At 74.6% G+C, this 23,877-nt stretch carries 17 protein-coding genes; 12 read left to right on the forward strand and 5 right to left on the reverse strand.

The features are described 5' to 3' along the window. Positions 1-162: 162 nt before the first annotated feature. The 4 genes from AB852_RS25730 to AB852_RS25745 all read left to right on the forward strand — a co-directional run bounded on the left by AB852_RS25730 (position 163) and on the right by AB852_RS25745 (position 5,264). A complete protein-coding gene (locus tag AB852_RS25730; protein ID WP_245876917.1) occupies positions 163-1,968 on the forward strand; it encodes a histidine kinase in 1,806 nt (601 codons plus the stop codon). Between the two features lie 63 nt (positions 1,969-2,031). After that, positions 2,032-2,697 carry a response regulator transcription factor gene (locus AB852_RS25735; RefSeq protein ID WP_073792577.1) on the forward strand — a complete coding sequence of 222 codons (666 nt, stop codon included), beginning with the start codon at positions 2,032-2,034 and terminating at the stop codon, positions 2,695-2,697. A 186-nt stretch (positions 2,698-2,883) separates the two neighbouring features. Further along, positions 2,884-3,936 carry a Clp protease N-terminal domain-containing protein gene (locus tag AB852_RS25740; protein WP_079184918.1) on the forward strand — a complete coding sequence of 351 codons (1,053 nt, stop codon included), beginning with the start codon at positions 2,884-2,886 and terminating at the stop codon, positions 3,934-3,936. A 98-nt stretch (positions 3,937-4,034) separates the two neighbouring features. After that, on the forward strand, positions 4,035-5,264 hold the full coding sequence (locus tag AB852_RS25745) for a PucR family transcriptional regulator (RefSeq protein WP_073792578.1): 1,230 nt from the start codon (positions 4,035-4,037) through the stop codon (positions 5,262-5,264). Between the two features lie 119 nt (positions 5,265-5,383). On the opposite strand, the gene AB852_RS25750 is transcribed toward AB852_RS25745, so the two are convergent. Next, on the reverse strand, positions 5,384-6,280 hold the full coding sequence (locus AB852_RS25750; protein WP_073792579.1) for a class I SAM-dependent methyltransferase: 897 nt from the start codon (positions 6,278-6,280) through the stop codon (positions 5,384-5,386). Further along, positions 6,277-7,860: an AMP-binding protein gene (locus AB852_RS25755; RefSeq protein ID WP_073792580.1), complete on the reverse strand. Its 1,584-nt coding sequence runs from the start codon at positions 7,858-7,860 to the stop codon at positions 6,277-6,279. The genes AB852_RS25750 and AB852_RS25755 overlap by 4 nt, the downstream gene beginning before the upstream one ends. 357 nt (positions 7,861-8,217) lie before the next feature. Between AB852_RS25755 and AB852_RS25760 the strand changes: the two genes are divergently transcribed. From AB852_RS25760 to AB852_RS25780, 5 genes are all read left to right on the forward strand, one after another. After that, on the forward strand, positions 8,218-9,189 hold the full coding sequence (locus AB852_RS25760; RefSeq protein WP_073792581.1) for an AfsA-related hotdog domain-containing protein: 972 nt from the start codon (positions 8,218-8,220) through the stop codon (positions 9,187-9,189). 154 nt (positions 9,190-9,343) lie between these two features. Continuing rightward, complete coding sequence (locus tag AB852_RS25765; RefSeq protein WP_073792582.1) at positions 9,344-10,441, forward strand: saccharopine dehydrogenase family protein; 1,098 nt, start codon at positions 9,344-9,346, stop codon at positions 10,439-10,441. Next, positions 10,438-11,061 carry a TetR/AcrR family transcriptional regulator gene (locus AB852_RS25770; protein WP_073792583.1) on the forward strand — a complete coding sequence of 208 codons (624 nt, stop codon included), beginning with the start codon at positions 10,438-10,440 and terminating at the stop codon, positions 11,059-11,061. The genes AB852_RS25765 and AB852_RS25770 overlap by 4 nt, the downstream gene beginning before the upstream one ends. 194 nt (positions 11,062-11,255) lie before the next feature. Beyond that, complete coding sequence (locus AB852_RS25775) at positions 11,256-11,855, forward strand: L,D-transpeptidase family protein (protein ID WP_073792584.1); 600 nt, start codon at positions 11,256-11,258, stop codon at positions 11,853-11,855. 174 nt (positions 11,856-12,029) lie between these two features. Next, positions 12,030-14,036, forward strand: a complete 2,007-nt coding sequence (locus tag AB852_RS25780; RefSeq protein WP_073792585.1) for a hypothetical protein — start codon at positions 12,030-12,032, stop codon at positions 14,034-14,036. Between the two features lie 86 nt (positions 14,037-14,122). On the opposite strand, the gene AB852_RS25785 is transcribed toward AB852_RS25780, so the two are convergent. Next, positions 14,123-15,619 carry an alpha/beta hydrolase gene (locus AB852_RS25785; RefSeq protein ID WP_073792586.1) on the reverse strand — a complete coding sequence of 499 codons (1,497 nt, stop codon included), beginning with the start codon at positions 15,617-15,619 and terminating at the stop codon, positions 14,123-14,125. Positions 15,620-15,730: 111 nt separating this feature from the next. After that, complete coding sequence (locus tag AB852_RS25790) at positions 15,731-20,263, reverse strand: ATP-binding protein (protein ID WP_143201281.1); 4,533 nt, start codon at positions 20,261-20,263, stop codon at positions 15,731-15,733. Positions 20,264-20,340: 77 nt separating this feature from the next. On the opposite strand from AB852_RS25790, the gene AB852_RS25795 reads away from it, so the two are divergent. From AB852_RS25795 to AB852_RS25805, 3 genes are all read left to right on the forward strand, one after another. Continuing rightward, positions 20,341-21,345, forward strand: a complete 1,005-nt coding sequence (locus tag AB852_RS25795) for a translation initiation factor 2 (RefSeq protein WP_073792588.1) — start codon at positions 20,341-20,343, stop codon at positions 21,343-21,345. 139 nt (positions 21,346-21,484) lie between these two features. Further along, positions 21,485-22,168: a lysophospholipid acyltransferase family protein gene (locus AB852_RS25800; RefSeq protein WP_073792589.1), complete on the forward strand. Its 684-nt coding sequence runs from the start codon at positions 21,485-21,487 to the stop codon at positions 22,166-22,168. Between the two features lie 240 nt (positions 22,169-22,408). Then, positions 22,409-22,984: a hypothetical protein gene (locus tag AB852_RS25805; protein WP_073792590.1), complete on the forward strand. Its 576-nt coding sequence runs from the start codon at positions 22,409-22,411 to the stop codon at positions 22,982-22,984. Between the two features lie 141 nt (positions 22,985-23,125). Here AB852_RS25805 and AB852_RS25810 read toward each other — a convergent pair whose 3' ends face one another. Next, the gene (locus tag AB852_RS25810) at positions 23,126-23,851 is read right to left on the reverse strand and encodes an SDR family oxidoreductase (RefSeq protein WP_073792591.1); all 726 of its coding nucleotides are present in this window, start codon (positions 23,849-23,851) and stop codon (positions 23,126-23,128) included. Positions 23,852-23,877 lie beyond the last annotated feature (26 nt).

Below are 23,877 nucleotides of genomic sequence, written 5' to 3' on the forward strand. Positions count from 1 at the left end.
TCCCACGACGGGCGGCGCGCCGAAAGGGGCGCCGCCCGTCCCACGGGGGCCCTGCCTTCGACGTGACCAACCCTCCGGGCCGCCCGCCCGCGACCTTCGTCGGACCCGGCAGGGACGAAAGTGGGCCGTGACCAGGCAGACCGTCCGCCTAGGGTCTTCGGTGTGAACGTGCTGCTGAAGACCAGGTCGGCGCTCCGGTCCTGCTGGGGCCTGCTGACCGCGCCCGAACCCGGTGTGCCGGGACCGGAGCCCCTCGCCGTGGCCAGGCGCGGACCCGCCCGGGAACTGCTCGTCGCCCTGGCGATGGCCCTGCTGACGGCCGGGGTCGAGGAACTCATGGACGCCGGGGCCCTCGCGATGGCCCTGTCCGCGGCGAGCGCCTTCGGGCTGTGGCTGCTGCGACGGCGGCTGCCCGCCACCGTCCTGATCCTGATGAGCGCGCTCGGCGCCGCGTTCGCCGGATTCGCGCTGATGCAGATGTTCGTCGCCTGGTCGGCCGGTCGCCGGATCGCCCTCCCGGGCCGGGCGCTCGCCGCTTTCGCGGTGTCGTACCTGCTCTACCTGGGCACCGGGCTCGCGGAGATCGGCATGTGGGCGCGCCAGTCGCCGGTGGCGCTGACGATGTTCGGCACCCTGGCCTTTCTCGCGATGGTCGTGGTGCCCGGCCTCACCAGCCGCTACTGGAGCCAGCGCCGGACCCTGCTGCACGCCCTCCAGGAGCGCAACACCCAGCTCGTCTGGGAGCACCAGATGGTCGCGGGACAGGCACGGCTCCTGGAGCGGCAGCGCATCGCGCAGGACATGCACGACAGCCTCGGCCACCAACTGGCGCTGATCGCCGTGCACACCGGTGCCCTGGAGGTCGACACGAGCCTCACCGAACGCCAGCGGGAGGCCGTCGGTGTGCTGCGCAACGCCTCGGTGACCGCGATGCACGAACTGCGTGAGGTCGTCGGCATCCTCCGGGACGGCATCGAGGGCACCCCGCCGCCGGCCGACGGCGCGGGACCCGCCGCCCGTGGCACCGCGGGCATCGACACACTGGTGGCGGACGCCCGGGGCGCGGGACACACCGTCCGGCTGCGCCGCACCGGACCGGAACGGCCCCTGGCCGCCGCCGCCGGGCACGCCGCGTACCGCATCGTCCAGGAGTCCCTCACCAACGCGTACAAGCACGCGCCCGGCGCGCGGATCGATGTCGAGCTGCGGTACGAACCGGACTCGCTGGTCGTCGAGATCGCCAGCGGGGCCGCCTCCCGGGGTCCCGCGGCCGATGTCGTCAGCGGAGGCCAGGGGCTGACCGGGCTGCGTGAACGCGCGCGGCTGGTCGGCGGCATCGTGCACGCGGGACCGACCGACGACGGCGGCTTCCGGGTCGCCGGTGTGCTGCCCTACGGCAGCGGCGACACCGCCCACCCCGTGCCCGGCCCGGCGCCGTCCACCCCCTGGGCACCTCCCGCACCCGGTGCCTCCCACCACTCCGGCGCCCCCCTCCCCTTCGGCGTGCCGTACGTGCCCGGCGCCCCGTACGCCCCTGGCACGGCCGTTCCGGGCGGCGGTGTGCCGTGGGTGCCGCACCCGCCGCACGTGCCCAGCCGGTTCAGTGGGGTGGGCCTCGGCTGCGGCATCACCGCGGGTGCCGTACTCGCCGTGGGCGTGCTGATCGTGGCCGGATTCGTGCTGCTCGTGCGGTCCATGAGCGACGAGATGGTGTCGACCGCCACGTACGACGACCTGAGCGTCGGCATGCCCGAGGCCGAGGCCCGTGAGCGGCTCCCGGACGGCGAACACTTCCTCCACGAGGACATCCGGCAGAAGGGCGAAGCCCCCGCCGCGCCCGCCGGGGCGAGCTGTCTGGTGGTCGTGTCGGAGGAGATGAGCAGCAGCTGGAGCACCGAGGCCGTTTTCCGGTTCTGCTTCAAGGACGGCAGACTGATCGAGAAGAAGTCGTACGAGGTGAAGATCTAGCCCTGTCTCGGGGCAGGACGATCGCGGACCGGGGGACCGGACCGCCGGGGAACTGGGGTGGATATGACGGGGTCCGGGGTCCGGGTCGTCATCGCGGACGACGAACCGCTGATCCGGGCGGGCATCCGGCTGATCCTCACCTCGGACCCCGGTATCGAGGTCGTGGCCGAGGCGCCGGACGGCCGCGCCGCGATCGAACTGACCCGCGCGCACGCCCCGGACGTCGTCCTCCTCGACATCCAGATGCCGGTCATGGACGGGCTGACCGCCCTCGCCGAACTGCGCCGGACCGCCCCCGGCACCCCTGTCATCATCCTCACCACCTTCGGGGAACGCGACAACGTCCTGCGCGCGCTGGAGTCCGGTGGCGCCGGATTCCTGCTGAAGGACACCGCGCCCGCGGAACTGATCGGCGCGGTCCGCGCCGCCGCCGCCGGGGAGGCGTACCTCTCCCCGGCGGCCACCCGGCATGTCGTCGACCAGCTCGCCTCCGGCCGCGCGGCGGCCCGGGGCGGCGCGGCCCGGGCCCGGGTCGACCGGCTGAGCGACCGCGAGCACGAGGTGCTCGCGCTGCTCGGCGAGGGCCTTTCCAACGCGGACACGGGCAGGCGGCTGCATATGAGCGAGGCCACCGTGAAGACGTACGTCAGCCGTATCCTCGCCAAACTTGAGTGCGAGAACCGTGTCCAGGCGGCACTGCTCGCCCGTGACGCCGGTCTCGGCACCTGACGTCCGGCCTTCGCCCCCGCGACCTTCGATGACGGACCATCCGCCGCCCGCGCCGCCGTTCCGCGCACCCGAAGCGGACAATCCGCACGAAAACCTCGCACCGCTCCCGTCGTCGCGCCGTACGTCGCACCGGGCAACGACCTTCGGCGGACGCGCCCGGCACCGTCCTGCGGGGATCGTTGCCGCATGACCAGCGACAAGGAGGCGGACCCGATGGACACGGTGACAGCACAGGCGCACTGGCGGGTGGCGGGTGTCATGGGAGCGGCGTGGGGAGCGGTCCCCGACGGCAGCGACACCATCGCGACGGAACATCTGCTCGCCGGGATCGCGGGAACCCGCAGCGACGCGGCCAAGGCCCTCTCCGTCGCGGGCGCCACCGTCACCGCCCAGCTCGCCGTGCTGCGCGACCACCACGACGGCGCCGCCGTCTGGGACAGCACCGACGACACCGACACCAGCGTGCCCTCCGTCGAACTGCTCGGTGACGACGGAGACAAGCGCCGCCGACTGTCCGGCGCCGCCGTCCGCGCCCTCACCCACGCCATGGACCAGGCGCGGAGCGCGGGGTCCGACCACTACACCACCGAACACCTGCTGCGCGGCCTCCTCGCCGACGGCACCAGCCGCGCCGCCCGGATGCTCACCCTCTGCGGCACCGACGCCACCGAGGTGCTCCGACGCCTCGACGAGGGCGACTTCGAGCCCGCCGACGACGGACTGCCCCCGCAGCTGTGGCCCACCCGCGACACCCTCCTCGGGCGCCGCTCACCGACCGCCACCTCCCTGTGGCGAAGGCTGCTCCTGCGCCTCGCCAAGGGCGCCAACCTCGCCGCTTCGCCCGTCAGCTGGCTCGGTTTCGACGCGGTCCAGCAGGCGGGCACCCTGAAGCAGCCACTCGGCACCGAGCACCTGCTGCTGTCCGTGCTCGCCACCCACGAGGTCGCCGTCAGATACCCGCACCTCGCCATGGCGGGCGCGTCCGCCGACGGTGACGGCGCCGACGTGGCCGACCGGTTCGCGGGCGGCGCGGCGCTGCACGCCCTCGGCGTCGACTACCTCACCGTGCGCCGCGCCGTGGAGCGGGACGGCCATCAGCTGGGCGAGGACGACCGGGACCCCGACACGTATCTGGAGGCCTTCGAGGGCGGGGACGGTACCGGCCCGCTCACCCGGTCGCTCCTCCACGGCGAGAACCGGGCCCGGCGTCTGCTGATCACCCTGGGCTTCCCCGTCTGAACCGCGGGGCCGGGCCCAGCGGCACGGCGTGGTCAGCGATGGGACGTACCGCGTCCGGGCGCCAACGTACCGCGGGGCTGAGCACAGGTCGGGCGCGGGTGGTGGAGCCGGAAAGCCGTCAGGACACCCGGCGGGTCGCCCTGTTCGACACGCTCCTCGACGGTCGCGCGGCGGACGACCCGGCCGCGGCGGCCGCCGCGTCGGCCGCGCTCGGCGTGCCGCTCCAGGACCGGTACACGGTGGTCGTCGTCGCCCAGGACCCGGCGGCCCCGCCGAATCCGGGACCGGTCCTCGAAGCCCGGGGCATGTGGTCGTTCCGGCGGCCCCGGGCCGGCCACTACGCGGGCATCGTCCGGCTGCCGCGCGAGGGAAGCGGCCCGCTGCTGGACCTGCTGCGCCACGATATGGGCGCGACGGCCGGACTCTCGCCGGAGTTCGACCGGCTCGACCGGGCGGGCCGTGCACTGCGGCTCGCGGAACAGACCCTGCGGACCCTGCCCGCCGGACGCGGTGAGGCCGCCGCGTTCGACGACCGGCTCACCGGGATCCTGCTCGTCGGCCGTCCGGACACCGCCGAACGGATCGTCGCCGTGCATCTGGGCCCGGTGCCGGCCACCGGGGCGGAACGCGAGGTGCCGCTCGGCACCCTGCGGGTGTGGCTCGACAACGGCTGCTCGGCGGCCCGGGCCGCCGAGGCGCTCTACTGCCACCGCAGCACCGTCCTCAACCGCATCGCCCGGATCTGCGAACTCACGGGCGTCCCACCGGAGTCCGCCGCCGCTCGTCCCGGCTGGCCCCTGGCCCCTGGCCCCTGGCCCCTGGCCCCTGGCCCCTGGCCCCTGGCCCCTGGCCCTGCGCGCATTGCCCCCCGTCAAGGCCGCCGAAACCTCCGGGGCGGGCTTCGCGAACGACTGACATCCGCCGCCCCGGCCGGCTTTCCGGGACCGAACTCCCTGCTGGTCCAGACCTCTTGTGCGGCCATCTGCGGTGCCGTTACGTTTCTGCCTGGTCACAGGGGGTCGTCAGGGGCGGACGCGCCCGATGTGACTTCTGATGGCACGTCATATCGCTCGTACCACAAGGGAGTTGCGTTCATGCTGAAACGTCTCGGTGTCCTCGCCGGAGCCACTGTCGCCACCGCCGGGCTCCTCATGGCATCCGCGCCCGCCGCCAGTGCGGACCCGTACTTCCGCCCCCACAGCGTCTACCCGACCTCGGCCGCGTGCCACACGGCGGGCCAGGCGGGCTACCCCCTGTGGGGCCTGATCTACAAGTGTGAATCGTTCCAGGGCAGGAACGACGCCTGGCTGCTGTCGGTCCGCATCTGACCGTCCGCCGTCCGGCCCGGCCGCCGCTGTCGGACGCGCCGGGCCGGACGGCCCCCGGCCTCCGGGCCGGACGGAACCATGAGCGGACGGCTCGCCGGGCACGGGGGCCGGCGAGCCGCTCAGCCCGGCAGACCGTCGCGGGAGTCGTCCCGCAGCCCGTTCCGTGTCCCTCGGACGTAGAAGCCGCGCGCCACGTCGGTGCGCGAGGGGTCGGGGACCGGGTCGGGCCAGCGGCCGTACGCCGCGGTGTCACCGGCGCCCGGCTCGGTGGCGCCGACGCTGAAGCCGTGCCGGGCGAACAGTTCCACGGGGTGGTCGTCCCCGAAGCGGAACGGGCTGCCCCAGCGGGCGAACAGCTCCCACAAGGGACGCATCGACTCACAGGTGAGGGCGCGGGCCCCGGCGACATCCGCGGCGATACCGCTGCCGGGCGCCGTCATCGCGGCCACCCGGTCGAGCAGTCGGTGCACCTCGGCCGGGGGCAGATAGTGCAGCAGCCCTTCGAGGACCCACAGCGAGGGCCGCGCCGGATCGTAGCCCGCGGCCAGCAGCGCGGGCTCCCACTCGTCGGTGACCAAATCGGCGGGGACCGTCCGGTGATCGGCGCGCGGCGCGACCTCGCGCAGCCGCTCCGCCTTGTGGGCGAGCACCGGGGGCCGGTCGATCTCGAAGAGCCGCGTACCCGGCGGCCAGGGCAGCCGGTACACCCGGGTGTCCATCCCGGAGGCGGCGAGCACGATCTGCGAGGCGCGGCCGGACGTGGTGCCCGCACGCAGGAAGTCGTCGAACAGCCGGGTGCGGATGACCCCGAAGTCGGGGGTGCTGACCATCGCCCGGACCCGTCCGTCCGGCCGGATGATCCGGGCCGCCTCGGTGAGCAGCGCGAGGCCCGCGTCGCCCGCGAGCCGGGCCGCGTAGGGGTCGCTGTAGAGCCGGTCGGGCCGTGCGTGCTCACGGCCCCGGGTGGCCGCGGTGAGCAGCGAGGTCCGCTCGACCGCGGTCAGTGCGTCGGTCATGTCCGGTCTCCAGGAAGAGAGGTGGCCGGGGTGCCCGGAAGGGAACCGGCCGGGGTGCCCGTCAGCCGTCGCAGCAGTCGCTTGTCGGGTTTGCCGCCCTCGGTGAGCGGCAGCCGGTCGGTGAAGGCGACCCTCGCGAGCCGGTACACGGAACTCTGTTCCCGCCGTGCCCAGGCGCGCAGCGCCTCCGCGTCGACGGCCGCACCGGGCGCCCTGACGACCGTCGCGTGGACCTCCTCGACCCCGTCGGCGTCCGGCACCCCGTACACCGCGCTGTGCAGTACCTCGGGGTGGGCGTCGAGCGTGTGCTCGATCTCGGTGGTGTACACGTTCACGGTGTCCACCACGATGACGTCCTTGACCCGGTCGGTGAGCGTCAGCAGGCCCGTGGGGCCGGACCGTCCGAGGTCCCCGGTGCGCAGCCAGCCGTCGCGCAGGGCCTCGGCCGTGAGGTCGGGCCGCTTCCAGTAGCCGCTCATCAGGCCGGGGGAGCGCACCCAGATCTCCCCGACCCGGCCGGTCGGCAGGACGCGGCCCGCCGGATCGCGGATCTCCACCGACACACCGGGCAGTGGTCTGCCGACCGAGCGCAGCAGCTCGGGCCGGGCCGGGTCGTGGTCGGCGGCGGCCAGCAGACTGATGCTGCCCGCCTCGTTCTGCCCGTAGTGCTGGACGAGGACCGGACCGAGCGTGCGCAGCGCGTCGGCGAGACGGGCGGGGGAGGCGGGGGAGGCTCCGTACAGCAGGACGCGCAGACCGGAGAGGTCGTGGTCGCCGACCGCGGGATGGTCGATCAGCGCGTAGAGCAGCGGCGGGGGCAGGAACAGCCGGGTGACGCGTTCCCTCTCGACGGCGTCCAGTACGGCGGCGGCGTCGAAGCCGTCCTGGAGGACGACCGTGCCGCCCCGTGCCAGGACCCGGTCCGCGAGGAACCCGCCGAACATCGTCAGCGTGGTGCACACCAACAGCCGCTCCCCGTCCGGCACTTCCGCCAGCGTGGGCGGCAGCGGCGCCGCGATGATCCCGCCGATCTGCCCGTATGTACGGCAGATGCCCTTGGGCGGGCCCGTGGTGCCGCCCGTGTGATGGATCGCGCAGGGGTCGTCCGGCGCGGTGGGGGACTCCACCGGGTCGGCGGACTCCCGGGCCGCGAGCGCGAGCAGGTCGTCACCGTGCCCCCCGGGCCCGAGTGCCAGGACATCGGGGACGGCGGCCAGGTCCGGTGCGGCCGCGACGAGGCCGGCCGACGCGGGGTCGGCGATCAGGACCCGGGCGCCGATGTCCTCGACCCCCGCGGCCAGCGCCTTCGCCGTCAGTCCGGTGGACAGATGCCCGACCCGGCAGCCGAGCAGATGGGCCGCGTACCGGACGGCGATCACCTCGGGCGAGTTCCGGCCGAGCAGCGCCACCCCGTCCCCCCGGCGCAGCCCGCGGCGCCGCAGCGCCCGCGCCGTCCGCAGGACGAGGGCACGGAACTCGCCCGCGGTGATCCGGCGCGGCCCCTGCACCACGGCCTCGGCGTCCGGACGTGCGGCGAGTACGGCGAGAGTGTTCTCCACGAAGCGGTGCTGGTCGGGCATGGGTCCCTTCCGGGGGCGGGCCGGGGACCGGCCGACAGGGCGGGGCACCCGGGGCGCGGTGTCGCGCGGGCATGGGGGAGAGCGGGTCCGGGCGGCGGAGGAACCCGCCTCAAGGCGGGCACACCCCACCGGGCGGACACAACGTAGTCAGCCGGCGACATTCAGTCAAAAGGCGGGGTCGCGCCGCGCACGGGGTGCGGGGTCAGCCGAACGGATGACGCGCGGGCCCCGGCCGGGTCCCCCGCGCCCGGCCTCGCCGGGAATCCCCGCGCGCCGTGCGGCGGCGCCGTGTTGACGCGACGGAAGTGTTCCCCGAACAGGCGCTACGTGAAGGAAGGTTTGCTCGTTTGCCCACACATGACCACGTCTTGTGACCAGACCTCCCTGCTCGGCGCCCCCGCGCCGGGTCACCCCTGCCGGTACGACACGGTGCCCCCGCGTCTCGTCGACCGGGAGCGGCCGGAGAACGTCCTGTTCGCCTCCGCGGCCTTCGACGGAGAGCGGATCACCGCCGTACCGCGTCCCACCGCCGGTCACCCCTACTTCGGTGACCGGCCGGAGGGTCAGGACGGAGTGGATCTGCGCACGATCCTGGAAATGGGGCGCGCGGCGGCGTTCCTGGCCTTCGAAGCGGTGGGCGACCGGCGCGCCGGGATGTGTGTCGCCATCGCGCGGGCCCGGCTGATCCGTCCGGCGCCGTCCGTCGTCCCGGCGCCCCGCCCCGGGGAGCCCGGTGGCCCGGGGGGATATGTGATGAGGTGCGCACGGCTCCGGGACACCTTCTGGTCCTTCGCGGCGACGCACTCCACGGGGTCCCCCGGCGCCCCTTCGGCCGGGAGCTGCGAAGGGCGGGGCACCATCCTCGACAGCCGTCGGCTCGCCGCGCTGCGTGCCGAGGAGCGGCGACTGCGGATCGCGGCGCTGCGTGCTGAACGGCCGGACGACGGCCCGGCCGGGAGCGCGACCCCGGGGGAGGTCGGACGGCGGCGGCCGGAGAACGTGTTCGTGGCCGGGGTGCGGCACACGCCCGACGGGACGCGTGCGCTGCTGCGGGTCCCCGCGACCCACCCGGTGGTCCACGACCCCGCTTACGACCACCTCCCCGCGCTCGCGCTGGCGGATGCGGCGCTCCAACTCGTCCACGCGCGCCACGGGGGGCGCGTCGAGGTGCGGGAGATCGATCTCCGGCCGACCCGGTTCTGCGAGACCGACCTGCCGGTACGGCTGTCGCTCGGGTCCACCGGGACGCGCCCGGGCGAGCTGCGTTTCGAGGCCGTCCAGGGCGGGATGACCGTGGCCCGTGCCCAGTTGGTGACTGTGGGCGTGTGAAGCGGTGACCCGCGCCGGGGCGGGCAGGCCGGGAGGCACCCGCCCCCGGCGCCTCCCGTCGACGCACCCCCGCTGCGGCTCCCGAGCCGTCTCCCTCACATCGATTAGGTCATGCGACCTAAAGTTATAGGTCGCATGACCTATAGTGGATTCCATGAACCACGCACCACACGACCAGCTCACCCATGACCCCGACGGCCCCGTCCTGCTCGTCGGCGGATACGGCACCGTCGGGGCGGAACTCACCCGGATGGCCGCACCGCACTGGCCCCTCCTGCTCGCCGGACGGACCGTGGCGCGCGGCGCCGACCTGGCCCGCGAGACCGGCGCGACCACCGTCCGCTGGGACCTCGCGGACCCCGAACCCTTCGCGTCGGCCGTCCGCGCGGTCGTCAGCGTCGTCAACGACCCCGACGACCGGGTACTGCGCGCGGCGCTCGACGGCGGGGTGCCCTATGTGGACCTCACCCGCTGGACCGCCCGCGTGCAGCGCGCGGTCACCGTCGCGGCCCTGCGCCGGCCGACCGCCCCGGTCCTGCTCTCGTCCGCCTGGATGGGCGGCGTGATCAGCCTCGCGGTGGCCGCCCTCGCCCATGAACTCGGCGGCGCCGACACCGTGGACGTGGCGATCCGCTGGGACCTGAACGACCGGGCGGGCACCGACTCGGTCGAGTTCATGGACCGGCTCGGCCTGGACTACGAGATCGTCGAGGACGGCCGGCGGCGCAGCGTCGCACCGCTCGGGGACGCCCGCCGCGTCCGGATCGGCGCCTTCCCCACCCGGGTCGCCCGGATCGACACCCCCGAGCAGTTCACCCTCCCGCTGACGCTCGGCACCACCACCGCCGTCACCAGGATCGGCTTCGACTCCGCCGCCTCCACCACCGCGCTGCTCGCCGCGAAACGGATCGGCTTCTTCCGCTGGGGCCGCGGTGACCGCTTCACCTCCGCCCGCCGCTCCCTGCTCTACGCGCCCGGCGACGGCGGCACCGCGCTCGTACGTGTCGACGTCACCCATGGCGGCCGCACCCGCACCGCGACCCTCACCGACCCGGCCGGCCAGGCGCACCTCACCGCCGTCGGCGGCCTCCTCGGGCTGCGCCGGGTCCTCGGAGCGGACGGAGCCCCCGCCCCCACCGGTGTCGTCCTGCCCGAACAGACCCCGCTCCCGGACGGCGTCGCCGCCGCTCTCGCCGCCCAGGGTGTCACCCTCGACACCGCGCGGGACCGGACCGCGGAGCGCGCGGCATGACGGGCCCGCCGCCCGCCCGGCCCCCGGCGGGCCCCGCCGGAACCGGCAAGGGCGAACGCAAGCGTGGTGAGCTCCTGGACGCCGCCGAGACGGTCCTGCTCGCCTCCGGATACCCGGAACTCTCCATGCGGGCCGTCGCCACGGCCGCCGGGGTACGGCTCGGCCACCTCCAGTACTACTTCCCGACCCGCCCCGACCTCGTCGCCGCGCTCCTCGACCGGGTGCTGCGCCGCTCGCTGGAGCGGCTGGACCCCCTGCTCGCGGCGGCCCCCGAGACCCTTGACGCCACCGGACTGGTCCGCGCCCTGCTGGCCGACCAGGACGACCCGGCCCTCGTCCGGCTGTTCACCGAACTGTGGGCGCTCGCCGCGCTCGACGAGACGGTCGCCACCGCCGTCCGGGCCTTCTACCACGACTACCGGGAGCGGCTCACCGAGCACATCCGGCGGCACCGCCCCGCCCTGCCCGACGCGGACCGCCGGGCCCGCGCCGAGGTGTTCATCATGCTGATCGAGGGGGCGTCCCTGTTCCGCTCGGGCATCACCTCCCGGCGCTCGCCGGAGAGCGACGCCCGGCTCCTCGCCACCGCCGTCGCCCTGCTCACCGCACCGGCCGACTGACACCGCACGCCCGCCGTACGCACTCCCGCCCGCCGTACGCACTCCCGCCCGGCGGCCCGCCCGGACCCGTCCAAGGTTTCCCCAAGGTTTCCTCCCAGTCCGCCCCGGCATGGTCGACGTGTCGCCCCGGAGCAGCACCACCGGGGGGCATCCGGCTCCGCAACGGACCACCGAATCCAGGGGGATCGAGGAACATGACGATCAAGTCGAGCACCAAGAGGAACACCGTCGCCGCCGTCGCGGCACTCGGAGTGGCGTTCTCCGTCACCGCCGCCGGTCAGGCGGGCGCCCAGCCCGCCGCCGCGCCGGCCGAACAGCAGTCCGCCGCGGCACCGAGCTACTACCTCAAGTTCGACAAGGGCACGGTCACCAACTCCCGGCTGTCGCTGATGCGGAGCGTCAGCGGTCCGGACCGGGTCATCAAGTCCTACAAGGCGGGCTCCGGCACCTCGACCAACACGTGCGCGGTCGGCAAGGGCCGGCTGCCCAACGGCAAGTACCGCATCGAGTTCCGCCGGACCGACTTCGACGGCCTCATCAACGGCTATGTCATCAAGGTCACCGACAAGCGCTGCCACAACGGCACCAAGCGCACGGAGCTGTTCATCCACAGCGAGATGAAGCCCAACGGCGGCCAGGGCCGGATCGAGTCCGAGAAGTGGACCGACACCAACCCGAACGACTACTACTCCAACGGCTGCATCAAGCTCAACCCGAAGAACATCAAGGCACTGTTCGCCAAGGCGGACTCCCTCGGCTGGTCCCGGGTCAAGGGCCTGGTCGTCACCAGCTAGCCACCCGGGTGGCGTGACACCGCGGCGGTTTCCGACAGCGGCCCGCCGGAGCCCTCACCCGGCCCCGGCGGGCCGCGCCACGCCGCACACCGCCCCTGAGCCCTCGCGACCATGATCGCGCTCGCAGGCCGGACCCGCGGACAGCCCGCGAGCCGGTCGCACGATAATACGGACGTGAGCGAACTTCCCCTTCCGCTGCCGGCCGAGCACATACCACCCGGCACCCGTGACTGGCGCGGCACCGACACCGCCCGCTGGGCGGCCGCCGCCCCCGCCCGGTGGACCCATCCGCTGTGGGCGGTGGCCGCACTCTCCGCCGCCGCCGTGTGGTCGATCGCCGCCGCCCCGGACGACATCTGCACCGTGGCCCAGCCGTGCGACGCCGACTGGCAGTACGTGGCCCTGTCGCTCGTCGCCGTACTGACCCTGTACTGGACATGGCGGCAACCGCGTCTCGCCCTGGCCGGTCTCGCCGTGACCGCGGGCGGCGCGCTGCTCGACGCCGGACCCACCGGTCTGGTCACGGGCCCCCAGGACGTCGCCATGCTCGGCGCCCTCGTCTTCGCGCTGCTCACCCTCGCCCACCGCGTCGCCGCCCGGCGCCGCCAGCGCTCCCTCGCCGAGGCCGCCGCCGGACCCGAGCGCCACCGGCTGCCCGCCGAGGTACGCGGCTTCCGGCGCGGCCGGGTCTCGTTCGTCATGGCCTCCCTGCTGCTGGCGGTCTCCCTCTTCGCCCTCTGGCGGGGACAGTCGGTCGTCACCGGGTACGAGGACCGCGCCGAGCGGGGCACCCGCACCACCGCCCAGGTCACCGAGGTGGACGGCGACGACGACGGCGCCACGATGAAGGTGACCCTGCCCGACGACAGCACCCGCCGTCTCACCGTCCTCTTCCCCGAGGACCACCCCGTCGGCAGCACCGTCGTCCTCGTCGTGGACGGCGGCTGGACACGCCTGGTCGCCGAGCCGTACGACATCGTCGGCTGGCAACTGCTGTTGCTCGGCACCGCCGTGCCCGGCCTCGCCTTCCTCGCCAACGGACTCACCGGACAACGCCGTCAGCGCCGCCTCGACACGACCCCGCTCCCGGTCCTGAAGGTCCTCGTACGCGAGGGCGAGGACGACGGACGCACCTGGGTCTACGCCGCCGACGACCTCACCGCCCTGCGCCCCGTCCTCAGCTTCCACTCGCTGTACGCCGTCGACGACCCCGATGACCCCATCGACGCGTACCCCGAGGACATGGCGGGCGGCGAACGGCCCGGCCCGGCGGCCGACCACATGGAGGCCGTGCGCTGGGAACAGGAGATCGCCGAAGCCGTCGCCGCCTGCCAGGACACCGAACCCCCGCTGCGCGAGGCCGTCCTGTACGGCTCCCCCCGCGCCGGCGGCGAGATCGCCTTCCTCGCCATGGCGGACGACGGAGACGAACTGGAGGCGGAGCGCAGCGTCACCCCCGTGAAGCCCGTGGGCGTGGGACTCTTCCCCCGGACCACCTGGCGGGCCAGCACCCGCCCGGGAGATCCGGGAGATCCGGGAGATCCGGGAGATCCGGGCGACCTGGGCGACCCGGGTGGCGCCGGCGGCCCCGAGCCCACCCGGGGCCCCCGGCGCACCCGCTCGATCGCGGAGACGGCCCGGGGCATGACCCGCACCACCGACCCCCTCGTCTGGTCCGCCGACCGGGGCTCCCGGATCGTCGGACTGCTGCTGCTCCTCGTGCAGGGCGGCGGCACCTGGGCCATCCTCGAAGACGGCTTCTCCTGGCAGTCGTTGCTGCTGGTGATCGGGCTGCCCTGGCTCGTCCACTCGGTGTCCACCGCCCTCAACTGGCGGGTCACCGCCGACCGCGACGGGGTCTGGATCGCCGGGGCATGGCGCGTCCGCCGCTTGCGCTGGGACGAGATCGCCGGTGTCCACCAAGGCTCGGACAGCATCAGGTTCAGCCTGACCGGCGGACGGGACGTTGAACTGTCCCCGACCGGCGCCGCGGTCATCCAGCAGATGCGCGGCGGCACGGCCGCGGCGACCCGCGCCGTGGACACCCTGCGGGTGCTGCGCCACCACCCCGAACTCCGGCCCTCCCGCGACGCCGACCCGGCGGAACAGGGCATGCCGCTGGGCCCGCTGGTCGTCACGGCGGCGGTGCTCTGGGGCGTCGCCGTCCTCATGCTGAACTGACCGCTGACCGCTGACCGCTGACCGCTGACCGTGGCTGGTGGCTGGTGGGACGTGGGACGTGGGACCTTGGCCCGGGTCCGGTGGCTTCAGGCCGTCGGTACCGGGCCCGGGAACCCGGCGGGCGCCTCCAGCACCGTCACCACCTCGTGGTGCACCGCGTACGGCCGCCCGGCCTCCAGCCGCAGCACCCAGGTACCCGGGCCCGCGGTGAGCGCGGCCCGCAGCGAGCCGTCACCGGACGGCGTCATCGCGACCGGTTCCCCCACCGGCGCGGCCGGGGAACCGGTCGCCGGACACAGGGCCACGGACAGGGGGCGGTCCACCGCCGCGCCCGTCACCAGGACGTCGAACGGCTCCCCGGCCACCGCCAGCTCGGGAGCCAGCACACCGAACTCCTCGTCCCCGGCGAGCGTGTCCCGCACCCCGCGTCCCCGGACGACCGCCGTGAGCTGGTGGCGCGCACCGTCCACCCCCGTCAGGTCCACATGCCGGTCACCGCTCCAGATCGCGTCGCTCATCTCGTCCAGCGCCCACCCGGCGAACGCGGACTCCTCCGGCACCGTCCCGTCGCCCGTCCAGTCGTCACTGTCGTCCAGCGCGTGCGGGAACCGCAGCCCGTCCGGGGCCAGCAGCACCCCGTGGACCGTCGGATGGGCCCGGCCGCCCAGACAGTGGACCTTGTACGGAAGGGCGGCCGTCCCGTCCCGGCGCCGGTTGCGCTCCAGCGCGTCCTCGAACTCGGCGTGGAACGCGAACGCGTCCTTCACCAGCTCCGACGGCAGGCCGGGGACGCTGATCCCGGGATCGTCCAGATGACGGGTACGGGTCGAGCCGGGCACCATCACCGCCCGGTACACCGGCAGGAGCTGCGCCACGGACGGGAAGCTCCCGGCCAGTTCGGCGAGTGCGGGGTTGAGCCAGCGGCCCGCCAGCGACAGCGCGGCGCGTCCCAGCAGCCGCTGGTCGTCACCCGGACCCACCCCGTTGCGGGTCAGGAACCGGACGGCCTTCGCCGCGCCCCGGTGCGGTGTACCGAGGGTGACCAGCGAACGGGCCGTGTCCCGCCCGCCCAGGCACTCCAGGTAGTACCGGGCGACCAGACCGCCCATGGAATGGCACACCAGCACCACCCTCGGCTCGTCCCGCGCGTCCGGATACACCTCCGCCACCCGCTCCCGCCAGCGGGACAGCGACCGCTCGACCGCGGTCCGCAGATCGGCGGCCGTCAGCCGGTTCGACAGCCGCCAGTCGTAGGTGAACGTCAGGCACTGCTCCTCGTGCAGTCCGTCGACCAGCGTCCTGATGTCCGGATACCCGAGCGACGCCAGCAGACCCGGAAGCGCGGACGGCGCCTTCAGCAGCCCGTCCGCCCGCACCGCCCACGGTGCCTCGGGTCTCCCGTCACCGATTCCCGGGGGCAGCGCCAGCCGGTCGAACGCCGACCCGGGTCTGCCCGGGTGCGCCGCCAGTCGCCGTGCCATGTGCAGCGCGGTGCCGAGCGACTGGTGCCAGACATCCGTCCCGTCACGGGTGAGACGGCTGCCGAGGATGCCGGGGACGAGGACGACGAGGTCGTGCCGCAAGACGGGATCTCCTGTGGGTTCGGGTCCGAGTTCGGGTTCGGGCTCCGGGAGCCTGCCGGGATGTTCGGGCTCCGGAAGCCTTCCGGGGTGCCGCAACGTACACCGTCCGGCTCACAGCCGTGGGGTGCGCCGACGGGTGGCCACCGACGGCGCACCACCGGTCCGCAGCCGCAGCACATCGCACCGCTGTGACGACTGGAGCGCCACCGTCACGGCTTCCTCGCCGTCGGGCACCGACTCGACGGCCGTCACATCAAAACCCCGGTAGGGCACGGCCGCTTCCGGCACCCAGTCGCCCCGCCGGACGTCCCAGACGGCCAGCGGACGCGCGCCGCCCGCGACGAGCAGCAGCGGCCTGCGCCCGGACCCCGTGAACGCCAGCGCCGAGACCCGGGCCGCGCCCACGGACACGGACTCGGTGCGCCAGCGGCCTCCCGCCCACTCGGTGACCTTCACGGTCCCCTCCTCCGCCCACGCGAGCAGCGGCACCGACTCCCCGTCCTCGGTGTGCTCCCCGAGGACCACGGGTGCCGTCGGCCGCAGCAGACCTGTCGTCCCGGCCCGGACGAGCCCGTCCGCCGTGGCCCGCCACAGGACCAGCCGTTCACCGATGTCCGCCGCGACCCAGGTCCTCCCGTCGCCCAGGGTCCGCGCGGTCAGCCCGCACACCAGCAGCCCCGCGCGGACCGTCCGCTCCGGACCCCACCCGTCCGGTGCCCCGGCCGCGGTGGACATCCGTCGGCAGAGGATCGTCCCGCCCGCCGGGGCGAACAGCGACAGTCCCGCGCCGTCCGCGGTGAGCCCCAGCGAGGGCACCCTGGACCGGGGATCGCCGCCCAGCCCGGCCGGCGCCGTCCCGTGGCATTCCGTCAGGTCCGGGGACAGGCGCCACAACCGCACCTGCCGTCCGGCGGCCACCGCCACCGCCCAACGCGTGCCGTCCCACACCGCCCTGACCGCGGTCACCGGCTCGTCGTGCCGCAACGTCACCGGCTCCACCGGCTGCGTCCGGCCCCCGACGGTCCCCACGACCACCTCACGTCCCCACGCCCGGCACAGCAGCAGCGGCGAGTCCGGGCGGGGGCCGGCGGCCAGCGCCGGGACGGGCCGCTCATGATGGTCACGCCGGCGCCCCCGGCTCCCGGCCCGTACCGCCGACGCCACGTCCAGCAGCCGTACATCGGGCCCGTCGCCGACCGCCACCAGACCCGAACCTCCCGGATCGAAGGCCAGCGCCTCGGGGTCACGCTGACTGCGCAACGGGAACACGCACTCCAGGGTGTCGTCGCGCAGTCCCCGCACCCGGATGCTGCCGCCCTCGTGCAGCGCGATCACGGGCCGCCCGCCGAGCCGCCCGAGCGCCAGCCCCCGCGCGTTCGACGACAGCGGGGGCAGGGCCTCCCGGTGGGGCGCCCCGTCCTCGTCGCCGGAACCCGGAATGCTCAGCCGCCACACGGTGACGTTCACCCCGTCCGCAGCCGCCAGCCACGCACCTGGCCCGCCCTCCGCACTGTCCGCGCCGCCTTTCTCGGTACCGTCGGCGCCCTCGGTCTCCGGGTCCGTCAGGGCCGCCGCCGCGTACACCGGCCGGCCGCCGTCGGCCAGCGGCCAGGCGCGTCCGAGCAGCGGGCCGCCGCCCCGCGCCCGGGGCAGCAGCTCCCGCAGCGTCGTCCTCCGGTCCGCCAGCAGCAGGAAACCGCGCCCGCCCAGTCGGCACAGCGCGATCCGCCCCGCGGGAGCGGGGCTCACCTCGGCCAGGGACCCGTCCGCCGGACGGCCCCGGTACGGCCAGCACCACGACCAGGTGAGACGGCCGTCGGCGACGACCGCGACATCGGCGCCGCCGCAGCGTTCCAGAGCGAGCCCGTGCGGGGCGCCGCCCCACCGGTAGACCTGCGAGGGCAGCCGCTCCGCCCCCACCCAGAAGTACACCGCCCGGCTGTCCCGCGCGGCGGTCACCCGGTGCGCGCCCTCGCCCAGTTCCCGGACCTCCGTCAGCGCCTTACGCCGGCCGCCGGGTCCCGGGCCGTCACCGGTACGGCGCGTCAGCAGCCGCTTGCCCGTGTCCGCGTCCTGCACCACGATCTCGCCCTGACCCCCGACCGACACGGACCGGCCCCGGCCCGCCGCCGTCCAGCTCAGCGCGCGGGCCCCGCCCAGCGGAGCGGGCCAGCGCACCTCGATGCCCTCCGGCGGCGCGTCGCTCCACACCTCCCGCCACGGCAGCGCGGCGAAACCGGGCACTCCGAGCAACCGGGGGTACAAGGTGTCACGGTGACTGACGAACGCGGTCGCCAGCAGCAGCGCCCGCCGCTCCCGGACCCCGTCCCGGAACCGGAACACGTCCGCGATCCGCGCGTACAGCGCCGCGCCCTCGCACACCCGCAGCAGCCCCGTGGTCAGCGGCAGCAGCACATCCGGGTCGGTGTGCACCAGGAACTCCGGATCGTCGAACAGCCCCTCCAGCAGGCCTTGGCCCGCCTGCGCCGCGTGCGCCCCCAGATGACGACGTGTGTAGGGATGGCAGTCGGCCCACCGCCCCCGCTCCCCGGCCCGCAGGGCACGCACGATCCGCCGATGCCCGTCGTCGGCGCCGATGCCCGCGCTCTCCAGCAGATAGGCGCCGTACCCGGGATGCGCCAGCGCGTACGAGGGCTCACCCTCGGGCTCCGGCTGCACGCTCACCAGCGAACCCGTCGCCGCCGTCACCGCCGACCGCAGCTCGTCCGGAGCCAGTTCGGGGGTACCGTCGTCCCGCAGCGCGTTCGCCGCCCGCAGCCACAGCTCCCGGTCCGGCTTCCCGGACAGCGACAGCCCCCGGCCCTGCACGAGTGCCAGCGGCCGGACGAACTCCGCGACCCGCACCACACCCCGCGCGCCCAACTGGGCGACCTCCTGGGCCAGCCGGTCCCGCAGCCCCGCCCCGCCCGCGCGGATGTGCGCCGCCAGCCGGTCCTCCGGGACCCGCTCCGCGCGGCGCGCCAGCTCGGCGGCGAACAGCCGCGCGATCAGGAACAGCCGTCCGCTCTCCTCCGCCACCCGGACCGCGGCGGCGGCCCGCTCGGCCTGAGCGCCCGGCGCCGCGTACGGCGAACCGGGCCGCGCCAGCACCGCCTCGACCATGTCGGCGATGTCCCGCTCGGTGCCCTCGTCCTCGTCCAGCACCAGTGGGTGCGCGGTGCGGTCCAGGGTCTCCAGCAGGCTCTCGTCCGGCTCCCGGTACGCGCTCTGCTGACGCGGCTGGGGACGGGTCCCCACGACGACCTTGACCCCCGCCGTCCGTGCCAGCGGGTTCAGCAGATGGCGCGCGATCTCATGGCTCTGCTCGGGCAGGGCCTCGTCCAGCGCGTCGAAGACGAGGTTCAGCGCCCCGGCCCGGCCCACCAGTACCGCCGTGGCGGACAGCAACTGCTCGCAGGTGACGGCCCCGGCGGGCACTCGGGGCATCCCCTCGAACGCGCCCAGCACCTTCCACACGGCCCGGGTCAGGGTGCTCAGCGACTGCCCCCGGCACGACATCAGCGCGTGGACGCTCCCCGGCCGGGGCCGGATCTGCCAGGGCGGCGGCGGATCGAGCCGGTCGCACTTCCTCGGTACCGACATCAGCGCGAGCCGTCCCAGCAACGCCGTCTTCCCGCACCCCGCCGGTCCCGTCACCGCGAGCAGCCCCTGACGGCATGTCTCCAGCCAGCGCACCACCCGGCTCAGCGGCCCGTGCCGCCCGGTGAACGACCGCTCCAGCTCCCCGCCGTCCTCCAGCCCGAAGTGCTCCGCCCTCAGCCAGGGGTACGGGTCGTCGGCCGTCAGCAGCGCCGTACCGCGTACCTCGCCCGCCTCGGCGTAGTACGGATTGCGCAGAAAACTGTTCGGCAGCGAACGGACCTCGACACTGCCCGGACGTTCCTCCGGCTCGTCCAGCCCCGACGCGGCGGCCGTCGCGTCGAGCCCCTCCAGCAGGTACTCCACCGGCAGATACAGCGCCGACGGGTCCAGCGGCCGGGCCTCGTCGCGCATCCGCAGCCCCGGGTCGCCGAGAACCTGCTCCAGCCACTCCACCCAGCGCCCCTCGGGCACGACCCGCCCCACCCCGGACGTCCCCACCACCACGAACCCCCGGGTCCGCTCGCGGTAGGCCCGGCGCACCCGCGACCGCTCCTTGCTCAGCGCCGCCTCCAGGGCCCGCGGCAGATGCCCGTGTGCCGAACACGCGTCGACGACCAGCAGGGTGTCGGCCTCCTCCGCCGCGTCCAGGAGCCGGTCCACCAGCTCCGTGACCGAGACCGCGTGCTCCGCGTCGAACGCCCCGGACGCCCAGGTGTCACGGCACGCCAGGTAGTAGCCCGAGTCGCCCCGGTCCACCCCGTGCCCCGTCCAGTAGAGGATCTTGCGCCGCGCCCCGTCCGCGCGGAACGCGTCGAGCCCCGCCCACAGCGCCTCCCGGGTCGTCCCCGTGCCGTCGAGCCGCATCCGCCGGCCGAACCCCAGCCGGTCCCGCGCGAGGTCCGCGAACCGCTCGCGGACACCCTCCACATGGGACAGCACCGTACGGCCCCCCGGCCGCGCGGGCTCCGCGTACTCCGCGACGGCGACCGTCGCGACCAGCCCCGCGCCGCGGTGCGTTCCTCTTCCCGTGTCCCCCGACACCGGCCCCACCCCCGTCGACCCGTCATCCGAAGTCGCGTCATACTCTCACCAACTGACGGGCGGACGAGGGGATTTCGATGGCTCAGCGGGACCGGTTCACACTGCTCGGACGCCAGACCGACTGCCATGTCTTCGAAGGGGACGGCACCAGGCCGATCGCCGAGGAGGACGTACGCGTCCAGTACATCCCCGAACGGGTCGGGTTCCCCGAGGAGATCGCGGGATGGCGGCAGGCCATCGAGGACCACGAGCGGCGCGAGGAGGCGGCGGGCCGCCCGCACCGCTGGAACAACCCCCGTTTCGCCGTCGACCGGCTGGTCATCACCCGCACCGACTCCGAGGAGGCGCCGGTCGCCACCCTCACCCTGCGCGACGCCGACTACTACGACTTCCTCACCACCTCCATCAACCTCGACCGCGTCCAGCGCAACGGACTCACCCTGCGCGAGCAGTACCTGGAGAGCCAGGACCCCGTGGACGCACCGCCCTACATGTTCTGCAGCTTCGGGGTGAACGTGGCGGTGCGTACCGGCCCCGACCGCAAGATGCTCTTCTCGCACCGCAGCGCACGGGTCGTGGGCCCCAACCGGTCCCGCTGGAACTCCTCCGCCAACGAGGGCATGGCCGCCAACCACGACATCGCCCCCGACGGACACATCAGCCTGCACGCCGTCGCCCGCCGCGCGCTGCGCGAGGAACTGGCCGTCCAGGAATCCGACCGGGTCGACCTCGAACTGCTCGGCTTCGGCCTGGACCTGCGCAACAACCAGTGGGCAGCGTTCTTCGGCGCCGTCCTCGGCGACCTGGACGAGCGGGCGCTGCGCGCCCGGTGGTCCCGCGGCGTCGAGGACAAGTGGGAGCACGACGACTTCGCGTTCGTCCCCGACGACCCCGACTCGGTCCTCTCGTTCCTCCTCGACCACCCCGAGGAGTCCTGGACGCCGTGCGCCCCGGCCCTGTTCTATCTGGCGCTCGTCCGCTCCGCGGTACAGGCCAGGGGCGGCGATCCGGCGGGCCGCCTGGACATCGAGGCGGCCGAACGCCGCGTCGCCCGGCGCCATGAGGCGGCGGCGACGAGCTGACCTGGGCCCCGTCCCTACCTCGCCGGCCCCGTCCGTACCTCCCCGGTCGCACCCGTACCGAAGTGAGTAGCGGTACTCAGGCGACCCGGCGGCCTCCCCCGGGACGATGAGGGCACACACGATCAGGGAGGCCCCGCTCATGCTCAGCCGAATCGCCGGTGCAGTGGTCCCCGCGCTGGGGAGCCTGACGGTCACGACCGACACCGGCACCGCACCCCGGCCGGGCAGCGTCATCGTCGCCAACCACACCTCCCTCAGCGACCCGGCGGTCGTCCTCGCCGCGCTCCACCGCCTCGGGGTCCGGCCCACCGTCCTCGCCACGGCCGGACTCTGGCGCATACCGCTGCTGGGCGCCGCACTCACCCGCGAGGGCTTCGTCCCCGTCCACCGAGGCGGCCCCCGCGCCGCCGAGGCCCTCGACGGGGCCGCCGCGGCCCTCGCCGCCGGAGGGATCGTCCTCCTCTACCCGGAAGGCGGCCTTCCGGTCCGCCGCGACCCGCGGGAGACGGCCCCCGGCCCCTTCCGCAGCGGGGTGTGGCGCCTCGCCACCGCCACCGGCGCCCCCGTCGTCCCCCTCGGCCAGGCCGGATCACGCCGTCTGGCCTCCGGTGGCGGGGCCAAGCAACTCGCCGGTCTGCTCACCGCCCCGCTGCGCCGCCCCGCCCTGCACGTCCACGTCGGCGCGCCGTTCCAGCTCCCCGCCGACCGCGACGAGGCCCTGACGCTGGTCCGGCGCGCGGTCACCGACTGCTGGCGCACCGCCGCGTCCCGCACCGGCGAATCCGTCCCCCCGGCCCCGGTCCCCGCCGAACAGACGGTGTGAGAGGGCGCGTTCACCGTCGTGCGCGCCCGCGCCGAACCCCGTGCGCCAGGCACGTTTCCCAGCCACGCGCCGGGATTCGGACCGGTACGGACGTTTTCCCGCCGCCCGCCCCCTGCCCTCGGGCATGCTCGGGACAAGGACCCGTGTCCGGGAACCGCCGCGCGGTGCGGCGCCCGGGGGCGGGGCCGGCCGAGTCCGGTCGAACCCGGGAGAACCCGGACCGAGACAGGGGGAACGCTGATGGGGTGGCAGACCGAGGAGTTCGGGTCGTCCCACGAGGGCAGAGTGGGTGTGGTGCTGGCGGACGGCACCGAGCCGGGGCCCGTGTACATCGACATGGGCAGCGGTTCCCATGTCCAGGAGACCACCGAGTGGTGGGTCTACGACGGCCGGTACGGCAGACCGCGCGCCGCACGGGTTCGGGGCCGCTGCTCCTGCGGCTGGCGGGGCGCCGGTGACTACCCCGTCGTACTGCCCCGGCAGCCGGGCCGGGACCCGGACCTCGACTCGTCGGGCGCCTACGACGACTGGTCCCGGCACATCGACGAGGTCGAGTCGCGCTCGGTGCCGCTGCCCGTCGTGCTGGAGGAACTGCTGGACGCGGTGGAGGAGCAGTTGCACGCCCTGTGCGCGGAGGCCCCGCTGGCGGCGCTGCGCGCGGTGGCCGCGCTGGAACGCACCACCCGGCGGGTCGGCCGGGACGCCGCCCACGGCGCCCAGGCGGACGACCTGTCGTGGGAGACGATCGGAAAGGCCCTCGGACTGACCGAGAGTGAGGCGCGCAGCCGTCTCACCCAGTACAGTTTCCGGCGCTGAACGGGGGATCACGAGGGTGCGCCCCGCACGGGCCCGGGACCTTGCGCGCTCCACGCGGAGCACGGGCGCGGGCGCGGGCGCTCCCGGACGGCGTACCGGGGCGGCACACGCGGGTGCGGCGCCGCTCCGGGGCCGGGCCGGTCAGGCCGCGTGGCCGCCGTCCACCGAGAACTCCGCGCCCGTCACGAACGACGCGTCCGCCCCGGCCAGACAGGCCACCATCGACGCCACCTCCTCCGGACGGCCGTGACGGCCGAGCGCCGTGAACGCCCGCTGAGCCGCCGCGTACGGACCGTCCGCCGGATTCATGTCGGTGTCCACCGGACCCGGGTGGACCACATTGGCGGTGATCCCGCGCGGCCCCAACTCCCGCGCGAGCGCCTTGGTGAGTCCGATCAGCGCCGACTTGCTCATCGCGTACAGCGTCCCGCCCGGACCGGGCACCCGCTGGGTCATGCAACTGCCGATGGCGATGAGGCGCCCACCGCGTTCCATCCGCGCGGCGGCCGCCTGCGAGGTGAGGAAGACCGCCCGCACGTTCACGGCCAGCACCCGGTCCACATCCGCCGGCGTCAACGACTCCAGCGGCGCGATCAGACCCGCACCCGCGTTGTTCACCAGGACGTCCAGCCCGCCCAAGGCATCTGCGGCCCGGTCCACGACCGAGCCCGCGTCCGCGTCGGCCGCGTCCGCGCGCAGCGCGATCCCGCGCCGCCCGGCCGCCCCGATCCCGGCGGCGACCTTCGCCGCCGCGTCCTCGTCCCGGACATAGGTGAACGCGACATCGGCGCCCTCCCGGGCCAGCCGCAGCGCCACCGCCGCGCCGATCCCCCGGCTGCCCCCGGTCACCAGAACCCTCGTCGTCATGGAAATCCCCTTGCTCGTCAGTGGTT

Source organism: Streptomyces uncialis (assembly GCF_001905345.1).
Classification (GTDB): Bacteria; Actinomycetota; Actinomycetes; order Streptomycetales; family Streptomycetaceae; genus Streptomyces; species Streptomyces uncialis.